The following is a 16,451-nucleotide window of genomic DNA, read 5'->3' on the forward strand; positions in this document are numbered from 1 at the left end:
GGCGCGATCCGCGCCGTCTCGGCAAAGCCACCGGCAGTCCGGTGGCTAGATTCTGTCGACCTCGATATCCATGGCGGGCACTCTATCAGCCGGACACCGGTGGGGTCGACGGGGCGAGCGGCGGTGAGAGGAACACCACCGCTCGCCGAGTCGGGTCTTCGTTCGGGTGGGCGTCACGCCTCGAACAGCGTCGAACCCCAGTAGTCGCCGTCGTTCACGCCCGGAGGCACCGCGAACACGGCAGAGCCGACGTGCTTGATGTACTCGTTGAGCGCATCGTTGCGGGCGAGGTTCTGTTGCATCGGCACGAACTGCTTCTGCGGGTCGCGGCAGTACGCGATGAAGAACAGCCCGGCGTCGAGGTGGCCGAAACCGTCTGTGCCGTCGGTGAAGTTGTAACCGCGACGCAGGATCTGGATGCCGCCCAGTTCCTCAGCCGACGCCAGACGCACGTGCGCGTCCTTGTCGATGACCGGCTTGCCGCCGGCGCCCTTGGCGTCGAGCTGCAGGTCGTCGAACTCGTCCTTCCGGCCGAGCGGTGCGCCGCTGCTCTTGCTGCGCCCGAACACCCGCTCCTGCTCGTGCAGCGTGGTGCGGTCCCACGGCTCGATGAGCATCCGGATGCGTCGGGCCACCAGGTACGAGCCGCCCGCCATCCACGCCTGGTCGTCCTGCGGGTCCACCCACACGAAGTTCGACACCGCCGCCGGGTCCTCGGCCTTGATGTTGCGCGTACCGTCCTTGAACCCGAACAGGTTTCGCGGTGTCGTCTGGCTCGTCGAGGTGGACGACGTGCGACCGAAACCGAGCTGCGACCAGCGCACCGCGACCACGCCGAAGCCGACGCGGGCCAGGTTGCGCACCGCGTGCACCGCGACCTGCGGGTCGTCGGCGCACGCCTGGATCGCGATGTCGCCGCCCGAGCGCGCGGGCTCGAGGGCGTCGCCGGTGAACTTGGGCAGATCGAGCAGTGCCGCCGGCTTCTTGTTCGCGATGCCGAACCGGTCCTTGCCGTTCGCGTCGAAGAGCGACGGACCGAAGCCGATCGTCAGGGTCAGCTTCGACGCGTGCAGGTCGAGCGCCTCGCCGGTGTCCGTGGGCGGGTTGTACTCGCCGGCGCCGGTCGCGCCGTTCTCGGTGGCCTCCTCGCCGGCGGTCATCCGCGCGGCCATCTCGGTCCACTTCTTCAGCATCGCGACCAGTTCGTCGCGCGAGTCGGTGATGACGTCGAACGCGACGAAGTGCATGCGATCCTGTGCGGGCGTGACGATTCCGGCCTGGTGGACGCCGCGGAACGGCACCACCTCGGACGTCGCAGCCGATGCCTCGGGGGCAGCCAGGCGCCCGACCGCGACACCCGCGCCCGCGACCACCGCACCCGCCCCGACCGCGCCGAAGAGGCGGCGGCGGGACAGGCCCGGACGGGACTCGGTCCGGGCGTCGTCGCCCGGTTCCTTCCGGTCGTGCTGATTACTGTCCTGCGACGACACCCTGCACCTGGCTCACTTCTGCGGACAACGCGTCGATCTTCTGCGACAGGGCCTGACGCTGCGGCTCGGTGACGGTGTCGTACGAGACGAAGCCGTCGCCGCGGCGGTACTGCGCCAGCTCGGCGTCGAGTTCGGCGAAGCGCTGGTCGATACGCTTCGCCAGGTCGGGGTTGCGGTCGTCGATGATGGGGCGCAACTGCGCGATCGCGGCCTGCGAGCCGTCGACGTTCGCCTGGAAGTCGTACAGGTCGGTGTGCGAGAAGATGTCCTCCTCGCCGGTGATCTTGGTGCGCGCGACCTCGTCGAGGAGCGACTGTGCGCCGCCGGCCAACTGGATCGGGTCGACCTCGAAGTCCTGGGCCGCGACACCGTCGGCCAACTCCTGCAGGTCCGCCAGCAGCTGATCCGCGATCGCGTTGGTGTCGGGCTGCAACCCCTGAACCCACAGATCCTTCTCGAGGCGGTGGAAGCCGGTCCAGTTCCAGCCCGGTTCGACGTCGACCTCGCGCAGGTCGAGGCGCGGATCGAGATCGTCGGGGAAGCTCTCCGCGATGGGCTCGATGCGCTCGTAGTACGTGCGGGTGAGGGGGTACTGGGCCTTCGCGGCGGCGACGTCGCCGGCCTTGATCGACGCCACGAACTTGGCCGCGGTCTCCTGCAGCGCGGTGATCTGGCTGTCGATGTACCGCCGGTAACCGGCGGCGGCCTCGGCGAGTCGGCTGTCCTGGTCGGTGGCAACCACCGAGTCGCCGGTCACGGTGAACTCGGCACGGATACCGTCGCCGACCATGCCCGGCTTGCAGGCGGTGTGGTAGGTCCCGGCCTCGGCGAGGTTGACGATGAGCTGACGCGTCAGACCCGGCCCGACGTTCTCCACCTCACCCATCACCCGGTCGCCCGCGCCGTAGACGTAGAACTCGGTGACTTTCGAGCCGTTGTTGGTGATCGAGAACGTGGTGTTGCCCGTCTCGGCGGAGTTCGTGGACACGTCGCAGGTGGTGTCGGTGGTCGTCACCGTGATGGCCGCGTTGTCGGCGGCCGACTTGGACGTGCACGCCGCGAGAGCGAGCGGAGCGATCGCCAGGAGGGCGAGCGCGGAGGTGGAACGACGCACGAGCGGAACCTTTCGAGGAGCGGTCATCGGGAAATCTCGGCCGTGGAGTCGTCGGCGGGCGCCGACGGCGACGATTCGGTCTGCGGCGCAGCGGTCTTCGCCTTGACGGGACGGAGGAACAGCGGCATCACGATCGCGAGGTAGCCGACCCAGGCGACGACCTGGAGAACCGTCGGGTCCGGGCGGAAGTTGAAGATGCCCTGCAGCACGGTGCCGTACCAGCTGGACGTGTCGAACGCGGACGAGATGTCGAACGCGAGCGACGATCCACCCGGGAGCCAGCCTGCGATCTGCAGTGCGCGAACGCCGTACGCGAGGATGCCGGCCGCGACGACGACGAGGAAAGCTCCGGTGTAGCGGAAGAACCGGGCGAAGTCGATACGGACCGCGCCGAAGTACAGCAGCACGGTGAGGACGGCCGCGACGACGACGCCGAGCAGCAGACCCACGAGCGGCCATGCACTACCGGCCGCGTTCTCGGCGTAGCCCACCAGCAGCAGCGCGGTCTCGACGCCCTCGCGACCGACGGCGAAGAACGCCATGACGGCGACCGCGGCCGGTCCCACGGCAAGTGCCCGGTCCAGGCCGGCACGCAGTTGCCCGGAGATCGACGACGCGGCCGTGCGCATCCACAGCACCATGGCCGTGACGATCGCGACCGCGACGAGCGATGCGAGTCCGCTGATGAGTTCGGCGGCCATCCCGGTGACGGTCGAGGTGCCGAAATGGATGGCGACGAAGATCACCGCGACCATCAATACGGCGGCAGCGACACCGGTCCACACCCATTTCAGCGCATCGCGGCGACCTGATTTGACGAGAAACGCGACGAGGATCATCACGACGATGCCGGTCTCGAGGCCCTCGCGGACACCGATCAGACCGCTGCCGAACAACTGGGTGGCAATGGACGGCGCGGCGGCGCCGGCGGCGAGGACAGACACTCATGCACTCCTGAGACGAGTCGGGGTGGCCGGGTGTCCTCGTCTCTGATCGGACTCTGCGAAGGCAAGGCAAACCTCGAATGACCATGGTGAACGTAGCATTCCCTAAGACCCCGGGAAAACCGCCCCCGTCCTGGAGTTTTTTGTCCGGAATGTGGCTTTGGTCCCGATCCCGGCAAGCGTCACGACCGCGCGGTCTGGATGATGGACGCCGTGACGAGACAAGCCGCGACCTCGAGTGGGGTGCCGAGGACGACCGCGGCGGGGTTGCCGCCCGATCCGTTTCCTCGCCGGCCGCGGCGTCGGCTGCGAACCTTCCTCGTCGTGACGTCGGCGACGCTGGTGGCCGTCGCGGCCGTGACCGTCGCGTCGGGACTCGACGAGTTCGACCAGCGGCAACCGCGCATCGAGATCCCACAGGGCATTCCGCCCGGGCCCGGCGCTCCGCTGCCGCCGATCGACATCGACGCGCCGGGGCGGACCGCGAATCTGCTGGCGGAGTGGGCCGAGCCGCTGTCCGAGCGCCTCGCGATCTCGTCGACCGCGCTCGAGGCATACGGGTACGCGGCCGCGGTGATGGCGCAGTCCCGGCCCGAGTGCGGCATCGGCTGGACGACGCTCGCGGGCATCGCCGCCGTCGAGAGCAAGCACGGCACACACGGTGGTTCCCGCGTCGGCGACGACGGTCTGGTGAGCCCACCCATCCGGGGAATCCCGCTCGACGGGTCGCCCGGTGTCGCGGAGATCCCCGACACCGACGGCGGCGCGATGGACGGCGACGCCACCCACGACCGTGCCATGGGGCCGTTGCAGTTCATTCCCGAGACGTGGAAGCGCTGGGGCGTCGACGCGAACGGTGACGGGGTCGCCGACCCGGACAGCATCGACGACGCGGCGCTCACCGCGGCGCGTTATCTCTGCGCGCGGGGGGGCGACCTCACCACCGAGGACGGGTGGCGCGCCGCGCTCATGGCCTACAACCTGTCCGGCGAATACCTCCTCGATGTGCGGGACCGGGCGGCGGCGTACTCGGTGGGGGTCCGGCGGTGACCGGCGTCGCGTGCGTGCCTCGGGACGGGAGTCGGTTACTCCGGTTAGGCTCAGACCTGGCACTATGCATCCGGCGGCTCAGGGCCGTCTTCACCTGCACGTAGACAACCAAGGAGAAGCATTCGTGGCCATCATTGAGCAGGTCGGAGCTCGCGAGATCCTCGATTCCCGTGGCAACCCCACGGTTGAGGTCGAGGTGCTGCTCGAGGACGGCAGCTTCGCCCGCGCCGCCGTTCCTTCCGGTGCCTCCACCGGCGAGCACGAGGCCGTCGAGCTGCGTGACGGCGGCGACCGCTACCTGGGCAAGGGTGTCGAGAAGGCCGTCGAGTCCGTGCTCGGCGAGATCGCGCCGGCCATCATCGGCCTGGACGCCACGGAGCAGCGCACCGTCGACCAGGCTCTGCTGGACGCCGACGGCACCCCGGACAAGTCTCGCCTCGGCGCGAACGCCCTGCTCGGTGCTTCCCTCGCCGTCGCCCGCGCCGGCGCCGAGAGCTCGGGCCTGGAGCTCTTCCGCTACGTCGGTGGCCCCAACGCGCACGTGCTGCCCGTCCCGATGATGAACATCCTCAACGGTGGCGCCCACGCCGACACCGGCGTCGACGTCCAGGAGTTCATGGTCGCGCCGATCGGTGCGCCCACCTTCAAGGAGTCGCTGCGCTGGGGTGCCGAGGTGTACCACTCGCTCAAGGCAGTGCTGAAGCAGAAGGGCCTGTCGACGGGCCTCGGTGACGAGGGCGGCTTCGCTCCCGACGTCGCCGGCACCCGTGAGGCGCTGGACCTGATCAGCGAGGCCATCGCGAAGACCGGCTTCAAGCTGGGTACCGATGTCGCGCTGGCGCTCGACGTCGCGGCCACCGAGTTCTACACGAACGGCACCGGCTACAAGTTCGAGGGCAAGATCCGCACCGCCGAGGAGATGGGTGCGTTCTACGCCGAGCTGCTGGGCCAGTACCCGCTGGTCTCCATCGAGGACCCGCTGAGCGAGGACGACTGGGCCGGCTGGGTCGCGCTCACCGAGCAGATCGGCAACAAGATCCAGCTCGTCGGCGACGACCTGTTCGTCACCAACCCGGAGCGCCTCGAGGAGGGCATCGCCAAGGGCGCCGCCAACGCTCTGCTGGTGAAGGTCAACCAGATCGGCACGCTCACCGAGACGCTGGACGCCGTGGACCTGGCGCACCGCAGCGGCTACAAGACGATGATGAGCCACCGCTCGGGCGAGACCGAGGACACCACGATCGCCGATCTGGCCGTCGCGGTCGGCAGCGGCCAGATCAAGACCGGTGCGCCCGCCCGCAGCGAGCGCGTCGCGAAGTACAACCAGCTGCTGCGCATCGAGGAGAGCCTCGGCGACGCCGCCCGTTACGCCGGTGAGCTGGCCTTCCCGCGCTTCGTGTTCGAGGGTGCCGCCAGCTGATGAACCAGCGCGGTAGGTCGCGGTCGGGTCGCCCGGGTGGGCGTCCCGCTCGCCGCGGTGCCGAGTCGGACCAGGGGCCACGTCGCCCCCGGCGGATTCGTTCCGGCGCGCCTGCCGCAGCTACCGACCGCCTCCGCGAGGATGCACCGGCCGACGCCGGTGCGGTCAGCGGTGGCGATACCGACGCAGCCACCTCGTCCCGTGCCCGCTCGACGCGCCGCACGGGGCGAGGGTCGGCTCCGGCCCGGTCCGAGCGCACGTTCTTCGGGCTCTCGACCGGGCGCGCCGTCATTCTCGGAGTGGTGATCTGCGCGTTGGCGCTCACCCTCGCGGTGCCGCTGCGCACCTACCTGACCCAGCGTTCCGAGGCCGATCGACTGGCCTCCGAGCAGCAGGTACTCGAACAGCAACTCGCGGACCTGCAGCGTCAGAAGGAACAGATCGACGATCCCGCGTGGATCGCCTCGCAGGGCCGTGAGCGGTTGGGGCTGGTCCGGCCGGGGGAGACGCCGTACAAGGTGCAGTTGCCCGGCGACTACAAGCCGCCGGAGAAGGACGCGCCGCCGCCGCCACCGTCGACCGGAGCCTGGCACAGCGATCTCTGGCAGCGCCTGACCGGACCGCTGCCCACCACCGAGGCTCGATCAGAAACACCGCCGGCCGCCCCCGCGGCGCCGGCCCCCGCACCAGAAGAACCAGGAGTACCCACCGGGTGAGCGAATCGTCCGTCCCCCAGGAAGACCTCGACGCGGTGGAGGCCCAGCTGGGTCGCGCCCCGCGCGGCGTGCTTGCGATCGCCTACCGGTGCCCGGACGGGCAGCCCGGCGTCGTCAAGACCGCGCCCCGGCTGCCGGACGGCACCCCGTTCCCGACGCTCTACTACCTCACCGACCCCCGGCTGACCGCGGAGGCCAGTCGGCTCGAATCCGCCGGTGTGATGCGTGAGATGACCGAGCGGCTCGGGACCGATCCCGAACTCGCCGCCGCCTACCGGCGGGCGCACGAGTCCTACCTTGCCGAGCGCAACGAAATCGATTCCCTGGGAACGGATTTCACCGGCGGCGGCATGCCGGATCGGGTCAAGTGCCTGCACGTGCTGATCGCGCACTCGCTCGCGAAGGGGCCCGGTCTCAACCCGTTCGGTGACGAGGCCGTCTCGCTCGCCGCGCGAGGCAACCTGCGCGGCACCGCGATTCCGGCCGACTGGCCCGAGTACACCGGACCGTTCGCCGAGGGCGCCGAATGACCAGGGTCGCCGCGATCGACTGCGGTACCAACTCGATTCGTCTCCTCGTCGCGGACGCCGACGAGAACGGTCGGCTCACCGACGTGATCCGACTGATGCGGATCGTGCGCCTCGGGCAGGGCGTCGACGCCAACGGTGCGTTCGCGCCCGAGGCGATCGAGCGCACCCGTGTGGCGCTCACCGAATACGCCGACATCATCCGGGAGACCGGCGCGAGCGCCGTGCGGATGGTCGCGACATCGGCCGCCCGTGACGCGGCGAACCGCGAGGACTTCTTCGGGATGACGCGGGAAGTCCTGGGCGCGGTGATTCCCGGTGCCGAGGCTGAGGTCATCACCGGCGACGAGGAAGCACGGCTGTCGTTCGCCGGCGCGGTCGGTGAACTCGACGCGGCCGAGGGGCCGTTCGTCGTGGTCGACCTCGGCGGCGGATCCACCGAGGTCGTCCTGGGTGACGACACCGGCGTCCACGCCGCGTACTCGACCGATGTCGGATGCGTGCGCGTGACCGAACGCTGCCTGCACGACGACCCGCCGACCGACGAACAGGTCTCTGCGGCACGTGAATTCGCGGTAGAGCGGCTCGCGGAGGCATTCGCTCGCGTGCCGGTCGAGCAGGCGCGCACGTGGGTCGGGGTGGCCGGAACGATGACGACGCTGTCGGCCGTCGCGCAGAACCTGCCCGAGTACGACGCGGACCGGGTGCACCTGTCGCGGCTCAGCCTCGAGCAGTTGCACGACGTCGCGCACCGCCTCGTGACGATGACGCACGACGAGCGCGCCGCGCTCGGCCCCATGCATCCGGGCCGGGTCGACGTGATCGGAGGCGGCGCGATCGTCACGGCCGTTCTGGCGGACGAACTCTCGCGCCGCGCCGGTATCGGCGAGCTCGTCGTGAGCGAGCACGACATCCTGGACGGAATTGCAATGTCGGTCTCACTGGGCGGGTCGTGAGTTAGCTCACTGTCGCTTCCGCCTACACTGTTTGAGTTCCCACGGATGTGGGCCACCGGAGTCGGGCCGGTGGTGGGCCCCCATAGCCCAATTGGCAGAGGCAGCGGACTTAAAATCCGCCAAGTGTGGGTTCGAGTCCCACTGGGGGCACCACCGTCTTTGCAGGTAGATTCGTTACCGGCCCGCTCCGTGTGAGCGTGCATGGCCTGATAAGGCCGTGAGAAGGTCGTGAAGCGCGAAATCAGACCTCGTGGTCTGGCTTGCCCGATATGCTCCTAGGGCCAGTTTTCGTTGCAAGCGCGGGAGCAAGTCAGATTGAAGATTTTCATCAGTTGGTCCAAGCCGACGAGTGGCGCAGGTCTTGAAGGACTGGCTGCAACAGGTTATTCAGCAACTTCAGCCCTGGGTGTCAAGCGAGGATATCGCTAAGGGTGCGCGCGGGCGTGACGCAATAGCGAGGGAGCTGGAAGGTACCAGCGAGGGCATCATCTGCATCACCAAAGAGAACGTACGCGAGCCCTGGCTGAATTTTGAAGCAGGGGCGCTGTCCAAGGCTACTGGAGAATCATCCGTGCGCACGGTACTGCTGGATTTGGAGCCAGCAGACGTCGTTGGTCCCCTTTCGGACTTCCAGCACACTGTGTTTGGGCGACAAAGATGATGTGTTCAAGTTCCTCTGCTCGATCAACGATCACTGCGAGCGGCCCCTTGACAGGGTGTTGCTGGAGAGGGTCTTTGATAAGAACTGGGAAGACCTCGTTACGCGATTGGCTGAGGTTCCCAGGCCTGCGAAGCAAACCGACAACAGCCACATCACGGAAGGTGACCGTGAGCCGGGGAGGTCGGAGAAACAGATGCTTGGTGAGATTCTTGAGCGGGTGCGGGGAATCGAACGCACCATCAGACTCGGCGATGGTGTGACGGGGGTGCGTGTTAGCCGCGTCGGTTCGACCATCGGTGATGCCGACTCTATTAGCCTCGATCGGCACTTCGGTTCGGGCCACGACCATCTTGATGACTATGCCGACCGGAAGGCGAAGCTTGATTCGCTGATCGCTGACGGGAGTGGGTGGGTCAGTCACAAGAAGTTCGGACTCGGTGACATCGTCGACCTACAGCCCGAGCCGCTTTGTGCTGTTGTGAAGTTTGACAGTCAACCGGAATCTCGGATGGTTGTTGATCCGCGCACTCTGAGGTCACCGCGGTCCAATCTCTAAACATCCGGTTGCACGTACCAACGGAACTTCGTTGGATAGCGGCGGAGTTGTGGATGGCAGCTTGGGCAAAAGATTCGCAACGCCGCCGTCCTCTTCTAGGATCCGGTCACAGTAGAGGTCGAGTGTCAGCGTGAGCGTCCCGTGTCCGAGCCACCGAGACATCCGCATGAAAGCGGGTGCCGGCCATGAGGTGCATGACCGCAAAGGTGTGGTGGAGGTCGCGCAGTCGGCCCCACACGTCGCCGCGCGTGGGGATGCGTCGTCCGTCGGGGTAAGGGCGGGCGCACTCATCGGCAACCGGACAGACGCCAATGCGGGACGGAACACGTTGTCGTAGAAAGGGTCCGGAGGGAGTGGCGGGGTCCGTCAAGCGGCACCGCGTAGCGCTTGCCTGCCACACTCTCATGGTTAATGGGCTACGCGAAGGCGACGAGGACGCGCCGGTAGATGCGCTTCTCGTTCGAGGACGACTTCGCGGACGCCATGGCCGCGCTGGGCCAGCCGACCACACCGACACCGTCTCGGCAAGCTGACAACGGAGTCCGGCTCAGGCGGGACTCGGTGTGGTAGGGCTGGTGTCCCGCCCGCCAGGGCATAGGGCCGTGATACGCGGCAATTCCCTGCTCCTCTATGGGGGAACTACGGCCCGCTACGGGAGATACGGAAAATCGCCTCTTCGCCGGTGATCAGTCGATCGGCCATGCCGTCGGTGGGCTTTCCTCGGGGCCGACGTCGTTCGCCCGGACGCCGTATCGGCCTTCCTCGGTTGCGATACCCGGACGAGTGCCTGCGCGGACCGAAAGTAGGTCGAGGCGACATCGGCCCCGAGTCTCGAGGATATCCGGGCCGTTGCTTGCCCCAGTCGGCGGCTGACGCCCAACACAAGGCGGCCCCGGGACGATGACTGAAAACCTCCCACAGTTCCGATCTTCTGAGTGCCCCTCTGCCACTAGGAGTTCCGCGACGGTCTGCAGTACCTGCGGAGGTCCGTAGCTTCAGTGGTAGCCGACGGCACGCCCCAAGCAAGCGGTTGGTTGCGGAATGTCCCGCGTGATGGGAAGTGTCGGTTCGAAGGGGTGAAAGGGCTCGGTATGGTGACCCGCGTCACCCCGCCAATTGCTCAGACATACGTAGCCGTTCGAGGTCCCCGACCCGCCGAACGGCCGAAGGATGGTGCCCACATGCATGCTCGATCGCTCGCTGTCGTCGCCGTGGTCCCGGCCGTCGTCGGCGCGCTGCTGCTCGCTACGCTGGCGACCGCGCACCCGCTCGATTCCAGTGGATTCGGAAGTGTGTCAGCATCGCTCGGATTCGGAAGTTCGTCGTCCCCGGTCAGCTGTCCGCGTTCGCCGCTCGCACCGCCGATGCGCTTCCTGGAAAGCAGCGGACTCGATACGCGGGCACTCGAGCTGGTGCGGGACCCGGCGGTCGCCGCCGCCAAGGCGACGCTCCGCGACACGCTGGCGCAGTCGGGTCTGGCGGCGGACGATGCCACCGCGGCCGAAATGCCGTCCTACGTCGATTCTCTCGCTCTCGCCGCGGCCAGCGATGTCGCGAACCTCGGCCGGACATCCATCGCGTGGGACGATCAGCCGGACCGCCGGTGGGGGCTCGACAATCCCGATGTGATCTACCGATCCGCCACGATCGACGAGAACGGCTCGTACGCGATCCGGGGTATCCGGCACTCGTCGCAGAACATCTACTTCCAGGTTCTCGACGCCTATCCGGGCGATGGAACCCTGGGGAACACAACCGGGTTCTTCGCCGGCAACAGCCTCAGGACGGCGGCGGATGGGTCGTTCACACTGACGCTGAGCGCCGAGCCGGGGCAGCCGGGGGACAACCACATCCAGTTCGGGGCGGGCAGCAAGCGGCTCGTTGTGCGTGACACCTTGGCGGACTGGGCGACCGAGACGCCCGCTGAGCTTCAGCTCACCCAGCTGAGTGGGCCGGTCGTCGCTGTTCCCGAGGACCCGGCAGCCGAGGTGGTACGCCGGATGACGCGCCAGGGGGAGTTCTGGGCCGACTACGCGAAGCAACTCCTGCAGGTGCTACCGGTCAACGCCGTCGCGGCGCCTGCCCCGACCCGAGGCGGGTTGCCCGGGCAGGTCAGCGCGTTCGCCCAGTTCGATCTGCGATCCGATGAGGCGCTGGTCCTTACCGTGGACCCGGCCGACGCACCCTACTTCGGCATGCAACTTGGCAACAACTGGTTCACCTCGATGAACTACTGGGACCACCAGTCCAGCCTCAACCGAGCCCAGGCTATGACGAACCCGGACGGCACAGTCACGTTCGTGGTGAGTCAACGCGATCCCAACGTGTGCAACTGGCTCGATCCGGCAGGGCACGACCGTGGGCTGATCTTCCTGCGATGGCAGGACTTGCCGGCAGGCGTAGTCCCGGGCCCGGTGGCGACACGGGTTGTCTCTGTCGACGATCTGGCGGATGTGCTCGCGGAGGTCCCGAAGATCAATCAGGGCAGCCGTCGCGCGCAGCTGGAGCATCGCGAGACGAGTCTGCACCGGCGTCCGGCGGCATGGCCCCGATGATCTGATGCAGAAGGAGATCCGCCCCGAAGCTTCCGGGCGGGTCTCCGCTCGCCAGTCTCGATGGCGTTGCGGATGTGAGTCCGCCGTGCACGATCCGCGAGAGATGTTGCCGCGGTGGTGGACTCGCGATCTCTGATTCAGAGAGGACGGAAGCGGAAGGCTCGGCCGTCCCGGAGGTTGGCCGATGCGGGCTGTGGCGATCGACCGACTCCCGTCCGCAAGCTCGTGGTCACACCCCGCGACAGTCGACGCCCGGTCCACTCGACGTGGGCGCCGACGATGTCGGGAGGTCAAGGCATTCCGGTCAGTGCTCGGACTCGATGACGACCTGCTGCGCCGCGGGGGTGACGGCGTCGACGTATCCGGCGAAGTCGTCGTGCTTCTCGAGGAAACCCGCCACGAACGGGCAGATCGGCACGATCCGCTTGTCGTGTGCGGTGGTGTCCTCGAGCGCTGCCCGGATGAGCGTGCTCGCCAGGCCGCGGCCCGCGAAGCGCTCGTCGATCTCCGTGTGGAAGAAGATGCGCTGCACGCCGCTGTCGACGAACTGCGTGAAACCTGCCGTTTCGTTTCCGACGCGGATCTCGTAGCGGCGGCTGTCGGGCGAGGAGTGAACCTCGGGCTGTGCATCCAGTTCGTCGGTCATGATCCCACTATGACGCGGGCGGTCGGCTCGCGCGACCCAAGCGTGCGCGTCCAATCCGGTTGGTGCCTTCGAACCGGGCGCCGACATGCGGACCGGTGGCGCCGCCGAGCCAGCGGGTGGAGACGGTTTCCGGACTGTAGTCGACCATTCGAGTGATGTCGCTGATCAGGGCGTACAGCGTGCGCGGTTGCGCTGCGATCACCTTGCTGACCGATACGCACACCGGTGAGGGGCGGGACATGTGTACCTCCCTGCGGAAATTCGTCAGGAACTCATCTTGGGTAAGGCCCGTTCGATGATCGGCCCCAGATCGAGGCCCGCCGGCAGCGTGCCGAACACAGTGCCCCAGTCGCCACCCAGTCGTGTTGCGCAGAAGGCGTCGGCCACTGCGGGGTGTCCGTGTCGGACCAGCAGCGCGCCCTGCAATGCCAGTGCCATGTCGCCGACCACCCGCCTGGCCCGCAGCTGGAGGGTGTCGAAATCCGTGAAGGATCTCTTCAAGGCCGCCACGGCCGCGTCGAGTCGACGGTCGCCGCCGGCGCTGTCGTCGAGTTCGTCGAAGAACGCCTCGACCGACTCCGGTTGGCGCGCCATCGCGCGCAGCGCGTCGAGTGCGGCGACGTTGCCCGAGCCCTCCCACACCGACAGCAGCGGCGCCTCCCGGTACAGCCGGGGCATCCGCGACTCCTCGACATATCCGTTGCCGCCCAAGCACTCCAGGGCCTCCGCGGCGTGGATCGGTCCGCGCTTGCACACGTAGTACTTGCTCACCGCGAGGGCAATCCGGCGCAGCGTCGCGGCCTGCGGGTCGCCGCTCGCGGCGCGGTCGGTGAGCGTGGCGAGCCACAGCGCGACCGTGGTCGCGGCCTCGGACTCGACGGCCAGGTCCGCGAGGACGTTCCGCATCAGCGGCTGGTCGATCAGGTGCGCGCCGAACGCGCTGCGGTGGACCGCGTGGTGCGTCGCCTGCGTGACGCCGACCCGCATCCCCGTCGCCGTGCCGATCGTGCAGTCCAGGCGGGTCATGTTGACCATCTCGATGATCGTCGGGACACCCCGGCCCTCGTCGCCCACCCGCCACGCGACGGCCTCGTCGTACTCCACCTCGCTGCTGGCGTTCGAGTGGTTGCCGAGCTTGTCCTTGAGCCGTTGCAGGTGCATGGTGTTGCGGCTGCCGTCGGGCAGGACCCGAGGAAGCAGGAAGCACGTCAGCCCGCCCGGCGCCTGTGCGAGCACCAGGAAGATGTCCGACATCGGCGCCGACGTGAACCACTTGTGTCCGGTGAGCAGGTAGGCGCCGTCGGCCTGCGGGACCGCGCGTGTCGTGCCGGCGCGGACGTCGGAGCCGCCCTGCTTCTCGGTCATCGACATGCCCGCGATCAGTCCCGGCTTGGTGAGCGGCGGGCGCGGTTGCGGGTCGTAGGCCCGGGCGGTCAGCAGCGGTTCGTACTGCAAGGCCAGTTCGGGGTTGTGGCGCAGCGCCGGCACCACGGCGTAGGTCATCGAGATCGGGCAGCCGTGGCCGGCGTCGACCTGCCCCCACACCGCCATCTTCGCGGCCCGGACCAGGTGTGCGTGGGGGCTGGGGTCGGCCCACGGCGCCCCGTGCAGCCCCAGTTCCACGGCGGTGTGCATGAGCTGGTGGTAGGCGGGGTCGTAGTCGACCTCGTCGATGCGGTGACCGTAGCGGTCGTGGGTGCGCAGCACCGGGGGATGCGCCTCGGCCAGGTCGCCCCACCGCTGGGCCTCCGCGCCGCCGGCGAGCCGTCCGACGTGGTGCACGTCGTCGAGGGCGTCGTGCGCGCCCTCGCTGCGGAGGGCCTCGAGGATCGGTGGGTAGTCGGCCGCGTCGTAGTCGATCAGCGGCGGGACCTGATTGGTTACCTCGTGCGTGACCCTCATACGACCCCCTGACGTGGTGGTGACGGTGATCCTCGACTGCAGTCAATGACGGTTGGGTCCACACGTCAAGCAGTTGCACGACGCGCCGGCGGAATATCCGCGGGGCCGACGCGGTTCTTGGCATATAGTTGAAACTTGAAATACCTCGGAGGTAGAGCATGCAGTTCGGAATCTTCACCGTCGGCGACGTGACCATGGACCCCGCGACCGGGCGGACCCCGACCGAGGCCGAGCGCATCAAGGCGATGGTCGCGATCGCGGAGAAGGCCGAGGAAGTGGGACTCGACGTGTTCGCCACCGGTGAGCACCACAACCCGCCGTTCGTGCCGTCCTCGCCGACGACCATGCTCGGCTACATCGCCGCGCGCACCGAGCGCATTCAGCTCTCGACGTCGACGACGCTCATCACCACCAACGATCCGGTGAAGATCGCCGAGGACTTCGCGATGCTCCAGCACCTCGCGGACGGTCGGGTGGACCTCATGCTCGGTCGCGGCAACACCGGGCCCGTCTATCCGTGGTTCGGCAAGGACATCCGTGAGGGCATCCCGCTCGCGATCGAGAACTACGCACTGCTGCACAAGCTCTGGCGCGAGGACATCGTGAACTGGCAGGGGCGCTTCCGTACGCCGCTGCAGTCGTTCACGTCGACGCCGCGGCCGCTCGACGACGTTCCGCCGTTCGTGTGGCACGGCTCGATCCGCAGCCCCGAGATTGCCGAGCAGGCCGCCTACTACGGTGACGGCTTCTTCGCGAACAACATCTTCTGGCCCAAGGAGCACTTCGTCCAGCTGATCAACCTCTATCGCCGGCGCTACGAGCACTACGGCCACGGCTCGGCGGACCAGGCGATCGTGGGGCTCGGCGGCCAGGTGTTCATGCGCAAGAACTCCCAGGACGCCGTCCGCGAGTTCCGGCCCTATTTCGACAACGCCCCCGTCTACGGACACGGCCCGTCGCTCGAGGAGTTCACCGAGGAGACGCCGCTGACCGTGGGTAGCCCGCAGGAGGTCATCGACAAGACCCTCACGTTCCGCGAGAGCTTCGGCGACTACCAGCGTCAGCTCTTCCTCATGGATCACGCCGGGCTGCCGCTGAAGACCGTTCTCGAGCAACTCGACCTGCTGGGTGAGGAGGTCGTGCCGGTGCTGCGTCGCGAGATGGATGCGATGCGTCCCGTGCACGTCCCGGAGGCTCCCACGCACGCGAGCCTGGTTGCACGCAGGAACGAGGAGGTGCTGTCGTGAGCGACCCGAAGATCCGCACGCTGACGGTGATCTCGGCGGGGTTGACGCAGCCGTCGTCGAGTCGGCTGCTCGCCGACCGGCTTGCCGCCGCGACCGAGGATGCGCTCGTCGCACAGGGCGTCGAGGTCGATGTCGCGGTGGTCGAACTGCGCGACCATGCACACGCGCTCGTCGACAACATGCTCACCGGCTTCCCGAGCGGCGCGCTGCGGTCGGCGACCGAACGTGTGGCCGTGTCCGACGGGCTCATCGCGGTGACGCCGATCTTCAACGCCTCCTACAGCGGGCTGTACAAGTCGTTCTTCGACGTCCTCGAACCCGGGACGCTCGACGGCGTGCCCGTCCTGATGGGGGCGACCGGCGGCACCGCGCGACATTCGCTCGCGCTCGACCACGCGGTCCGTCCGATGTTCGCCTACCTGCGGGCCGCCGTGGTGCCGACGGCCGTCTACGCGGCCTCGGAGGACTGGGCGGGAGCGGGCGATCAGGGGCTGGCGCAGCGAATCGCGCGGGGCGGCGGCGAGTTGGCCGCCGCGGTGGCGGTGCGTGAGAGCGTCGGACCCGTGGATCCGTTCGCGAACTCGGTGCCGTTCGAGGAGTTGCTGACACGGCAGACGCAGTAACTGACTCGCCAGTAAGATACCCGCAACGAACGTCGTCGATCAGG

Annotated in this window: 16 protein-coding genes and 1 tRNA gene; 11 read left to right on the forward strand and 6 right to left on the reverse strand. The window is 67.9% G+C overall.

From position 1 onward, the window contains the following. Nucleotides 1-173: 173 nt before the first annotated feature. Genes efeB through efeU form a run of 3 tightly spaced genes read right to left on the reverse strand, consistent with a single transcriptional unit; the run spans nucleotide 174 to nucleotide 3,548 of the window. Entirely contained in the window at nucleotides 174-1,490 is a 1,317-nt protein-coding gene (gene efeB / locus ACQ5DX_RS04325; protein WP_430331446.1) for an iron uptake transporter deferrochelatase/peroxidase subunit, read from the reverse strand. Then, nucleotides 1,471-2,631, reverse strand: coding sequence for an iron uptake system protein EfeO (gene efeO, locus ACQ5DX_RS04330; RefSeq protein ID WP_430331447.1), 1,161 nt, complete (start codon nucleotides 2,629-2,631; stop codon nucleotides 1,471-1,473). The genes efeB and efeO overlap by 20 nt, the downstream gene beginning before the upstream one ends. Continuing rightward, entirely contained in the window at nucleotides 2,628-3,548 is a 921-nt protein-coding gene (gene efeU, locus ACQ5DX_RS04335; RefSeq protein ID WP_430331448.1) for an iron uptake transporter permease EfeU, read from the reverse strand. Before efeU ends, efeO begins: the two co-directional genes overlap by 4 nt. 204 nt (nucleotides 3,549-3,752) lie before the next feature. Between efeU and ACQ5DX_RS04340 the strand changes: the two genes are divergently transcribed. The 9 genes from ACQ5DX_RS04340 to ACQ5DX_RS04380 all read left to right on the forward strand — a co-directional run bounded on the left by ACQ5DX_RS04340 (nucleotide 3,753) and on the right by ACQ5DX_RS04380 (nucleotide 11,989). Further along, complete coding sequence (locus ACQ5DX_RS04340; protein ID WP_430335542.1) at nucleotides 3,753-4,598, forward strand: lytic transglycosylase domain-containing protein; 846 nt, start codon at nucleotides 3,753-3,755, stop codon at nucleotides 4,596-4,598. Nucleotides 4,599-4,722: 124 nt separating this feature from the next. Next, a complete protein-coding gene (gene eno, locus ACQ5DX_RS04345; protein ID WP_430331449.1) occupies nucleotides 4,723-6,018 on the forward strand; it encodes a phosphopyruvate hydratase in 1,296 nt (431 codons plus the stop codon). Further along, complete coding sequence (locus ACQ5DX_RS04350; RefSeq protein WP_430331450.1) at nucleotides 6,018-6,734, forward strand: septum formation initiator family protein; 717 nt, start codon at nucleotides 6,018-6,020, stop codon at nucleotides 6,732-6,734. The genes eno and ACQ5DX_RS04350 overlap by 1 nt, the downstream gene beginning before the upstream one ends. Beyond that, nucleotides 6,731-7,264 (forward strand): DUF501 domain-containing protein, encoded by a 534-nt coding sequence (locus ACQ5DX_RS04355; protein WP_430331451.1) that lies wholly within the window; start codon nucleotides 6,731-6,733, stop codon nucleotides 7,262-7,264. Before ACQ5DX_RS04350 ends, ACQ5DX_RS04355 begins: the two co-directional genes overlap by 4 nt. Next, nucleotides 7,261-8,217 (forward strand): exopolyphosphatase, encoded by a 957-nt coding sequence (locus ACQ5DX_RS04360; RefSeq protein ID WP_430331452.1) that lies wholly within the window; start codon nucleotides 7,261-7,263, stop codon nucleotides 8,215-8,217. The genes ACQ5DX_RS04355 and ACQ5DX_RS04360 overlap by 4 nt, the downstream gene beginning before the upstream one ends. 76 nt (nucleotides 8,218-8,293) lie before the next feature. Continuing rightward, nucleotides 8,294-8,370: transfer RNA gene (locus tag ACQ5DX_RS04365), tRNA-Leu, on the forward strand. Between the two features lie 208 nt (nucleotides 8,371-8,578). Further along, a complete protein-coding gene (locus ACQ5DX_RS04370) occupies nucleotides 8,579-8,878 on the forward strand; it encodes a hypothetical protein (protein ID WP_430331453.1) in 300 nt (99 codons plus the stop codon). Nucleotide 8,879: 1 nt separating this feature from the next. Then, complete coding sequence (locus tag ACQ5DX_RS04375; protein WP_430331454.1) at nucleotides 8,880-9,434, forward strand: hypothetical protein; 555 nt, start codon at nucleotides 8,880-8,882, stop codon at nucleotides 9,432-9,434. Between the two features lie 1,181 nt (nucleotides 9,435-10,615). Beyond that, complete coding sequence (locus ACQ5DX_RS04380) at nucleotides 10,616-11,989, forward strand: hypothetical protein (RefSeq protein ID WP_430331455.1); 1,374 nt, start codon at nucleotides 10,616-10,618, stop codon at nucleotides 11,987-11,989. A gap of 304 nt (nucleotides 11,990-12,293) precedes the next feature. On the opposite strand, the gene ACQ5DX_RS04385 is transcribed toward ACQ5DX_RS04380, so the two are convergent. From ACQ5DX_RS04385 to ACQ5DX_RS04395, 3 genes are read right to left on the reverse strand one after another with little or no spacing between them, the layout of a single operon-like run. Further along, the gene (locus tag ACQ5DX_RS04385; RefSeq protein ID WP_430331456.1) at nucleotides 12,294-12,635 is read right to left on the reverse strand and encodes a GNAT family N-acetyltransferase; all 342 of its coding nucleotides are present in this window, start codon (nucleotides 12,633-12,635) and stop codon (nucleotides 12,294-12,296) included. Between the two features lie 7 nt (nucleotides 12,636-12,642). Further along, a complete protein-coding gene (locus ACQ5DX_RS04390) occupies nucleotides 12,643-12,876 on the reverse strand; it encodes an SRPBCC family protein (RefSeq protein ID WP_430331457.1) in 234 nt (77 codons plus the stop codon). A gap of 23 nt (nucleotides 12,877-12,899) precedes the next feature. Then, complete coding sequence (locus ACQ5DX_RS04395; RefSeq protein WP_430331458.1) at nucleotides 12,900-14,537, reverse strand: acyl-CoA dehydrogenase family protein; 1,638 nt, start codon at nucleotides 14,535-14,537, stop codon at nucleotides 12,900-12,902. A 158-nt stretch (nucleotides 14,538-14,695) separates the two neighbouring features. Here ACQ5DX_RS04395 and ACQ5DX_RS04400 point away from each other — a divergent pair, with 158 nt between their 5' ends. Then, nucleotides 14,696-15,784, forward strand: a complete 1,089-nt coding sequence (locus tag ACQ5DX_RS04400; protein ID WP_430331459.1) for an LLM class flavin-dependent oxidoreductase — start codon at nucleotides 14,696-14,698, stop codon at nucleotides 15,782-15,784. Beyond that, nucleotides 15,781-16,407: an FMN reductase gene (locus ACQ5DX_RS04405; RefSeq protein WP_430331460.1), complete on the forward strand. Its 627-nt coding sequence runs from the start codon at nucleotides 15,781-15,783 to the stop codon at nucleotides 16,405-16,407. Before ACQ5DX_RS04400 ends, ACQ5DX_RS04405 begins: the two co-directional genes overlap by 4 nt. Nucleotides 16,408-16,451: the final 44 nt, after the last annotated feature.

Origin of the sequence: Rhodococcus sp. ACT016, assembly GCF_050477185.1 — a bacterium.
GTDB lineage: Bacteria > Actinomycetota > Actinomycetes > Mycobacteriales > Mycobacteriaceae > Prescottella.

What these genes read in the sequence shown, in the direction of transcription:
- ACQ5DX_RS04390 (WP_430331457.1), bottom strand. Translation starts at nt 12,876, where the DNA reads ATGTCCCGCCCCTCACCGGTGTGCGTATCGGTCAGCAAGGTGATCGCA.
- ACQ5DX_RS04395 (WP_430331458.1), bottom strand. Translation starts at nt 14,537, where the DNA reads ATGAGGGTCACGCACGAGGTAACCAATCAGGTCCCGCCGCTGATCGAC.
- ACQ5DX_RS04380 (WP_430331455.1), top strand. Translation starts at nt 10,616, where the DNA reads ATGCATGCTCGATCGCTCGCTGTCGTCGCCGTGGTCCCGGCCGTCGTC.
- efeO (WP_430331447.1), bottom strand. Translation starts at nt 2,631, where the DNA reads ATGACCGCTCCTCGAAAGGTTCCGCTCGTGCGTCGTTCCACCTCCGCG.
- ACQ5DX_RS04400 (WP_430331459.1), top strand. Translation starts at nt 14,696, where the DNA reads ATGCAGTTCGGAATCTTCACCGTCGGCGACGTGACCATGGACCCCGCG.
- ACQ5DX_RS04385 (WP_430331456.1), bottom strand. Translation starts at nt 12,635, where the DNA reads ATGACCGACGAACTGGATGCACAGCCCGAGGTTCACTCCTCGCCCGAC.
- ACQ5DX_RS04350 (WP_430331450.1), top strand. Translation starts at nt 6,018, where the DNA reads ATGAACCAGCGCGGTAGGTCGCGGTCGGGTCGCCCGGGTGGGCGTCCC.
- ACQ5DX_RS04340 (WP_430335542.1), top strand. Translation starts at nt 3,753, where the DNA reads ATGGACGCCGTGACGAGACAAGCCGCGACCTCGAGTGGGGTGCCGAGG.
- ACQ5DX_RS04360 (WP_430331452.1), top strand. Translation starts at nt 7,261, where the DNA reads ATGACCAGGGTCGCCGCGATCGACTGCGGTACCAACTCGATTCGTCTC.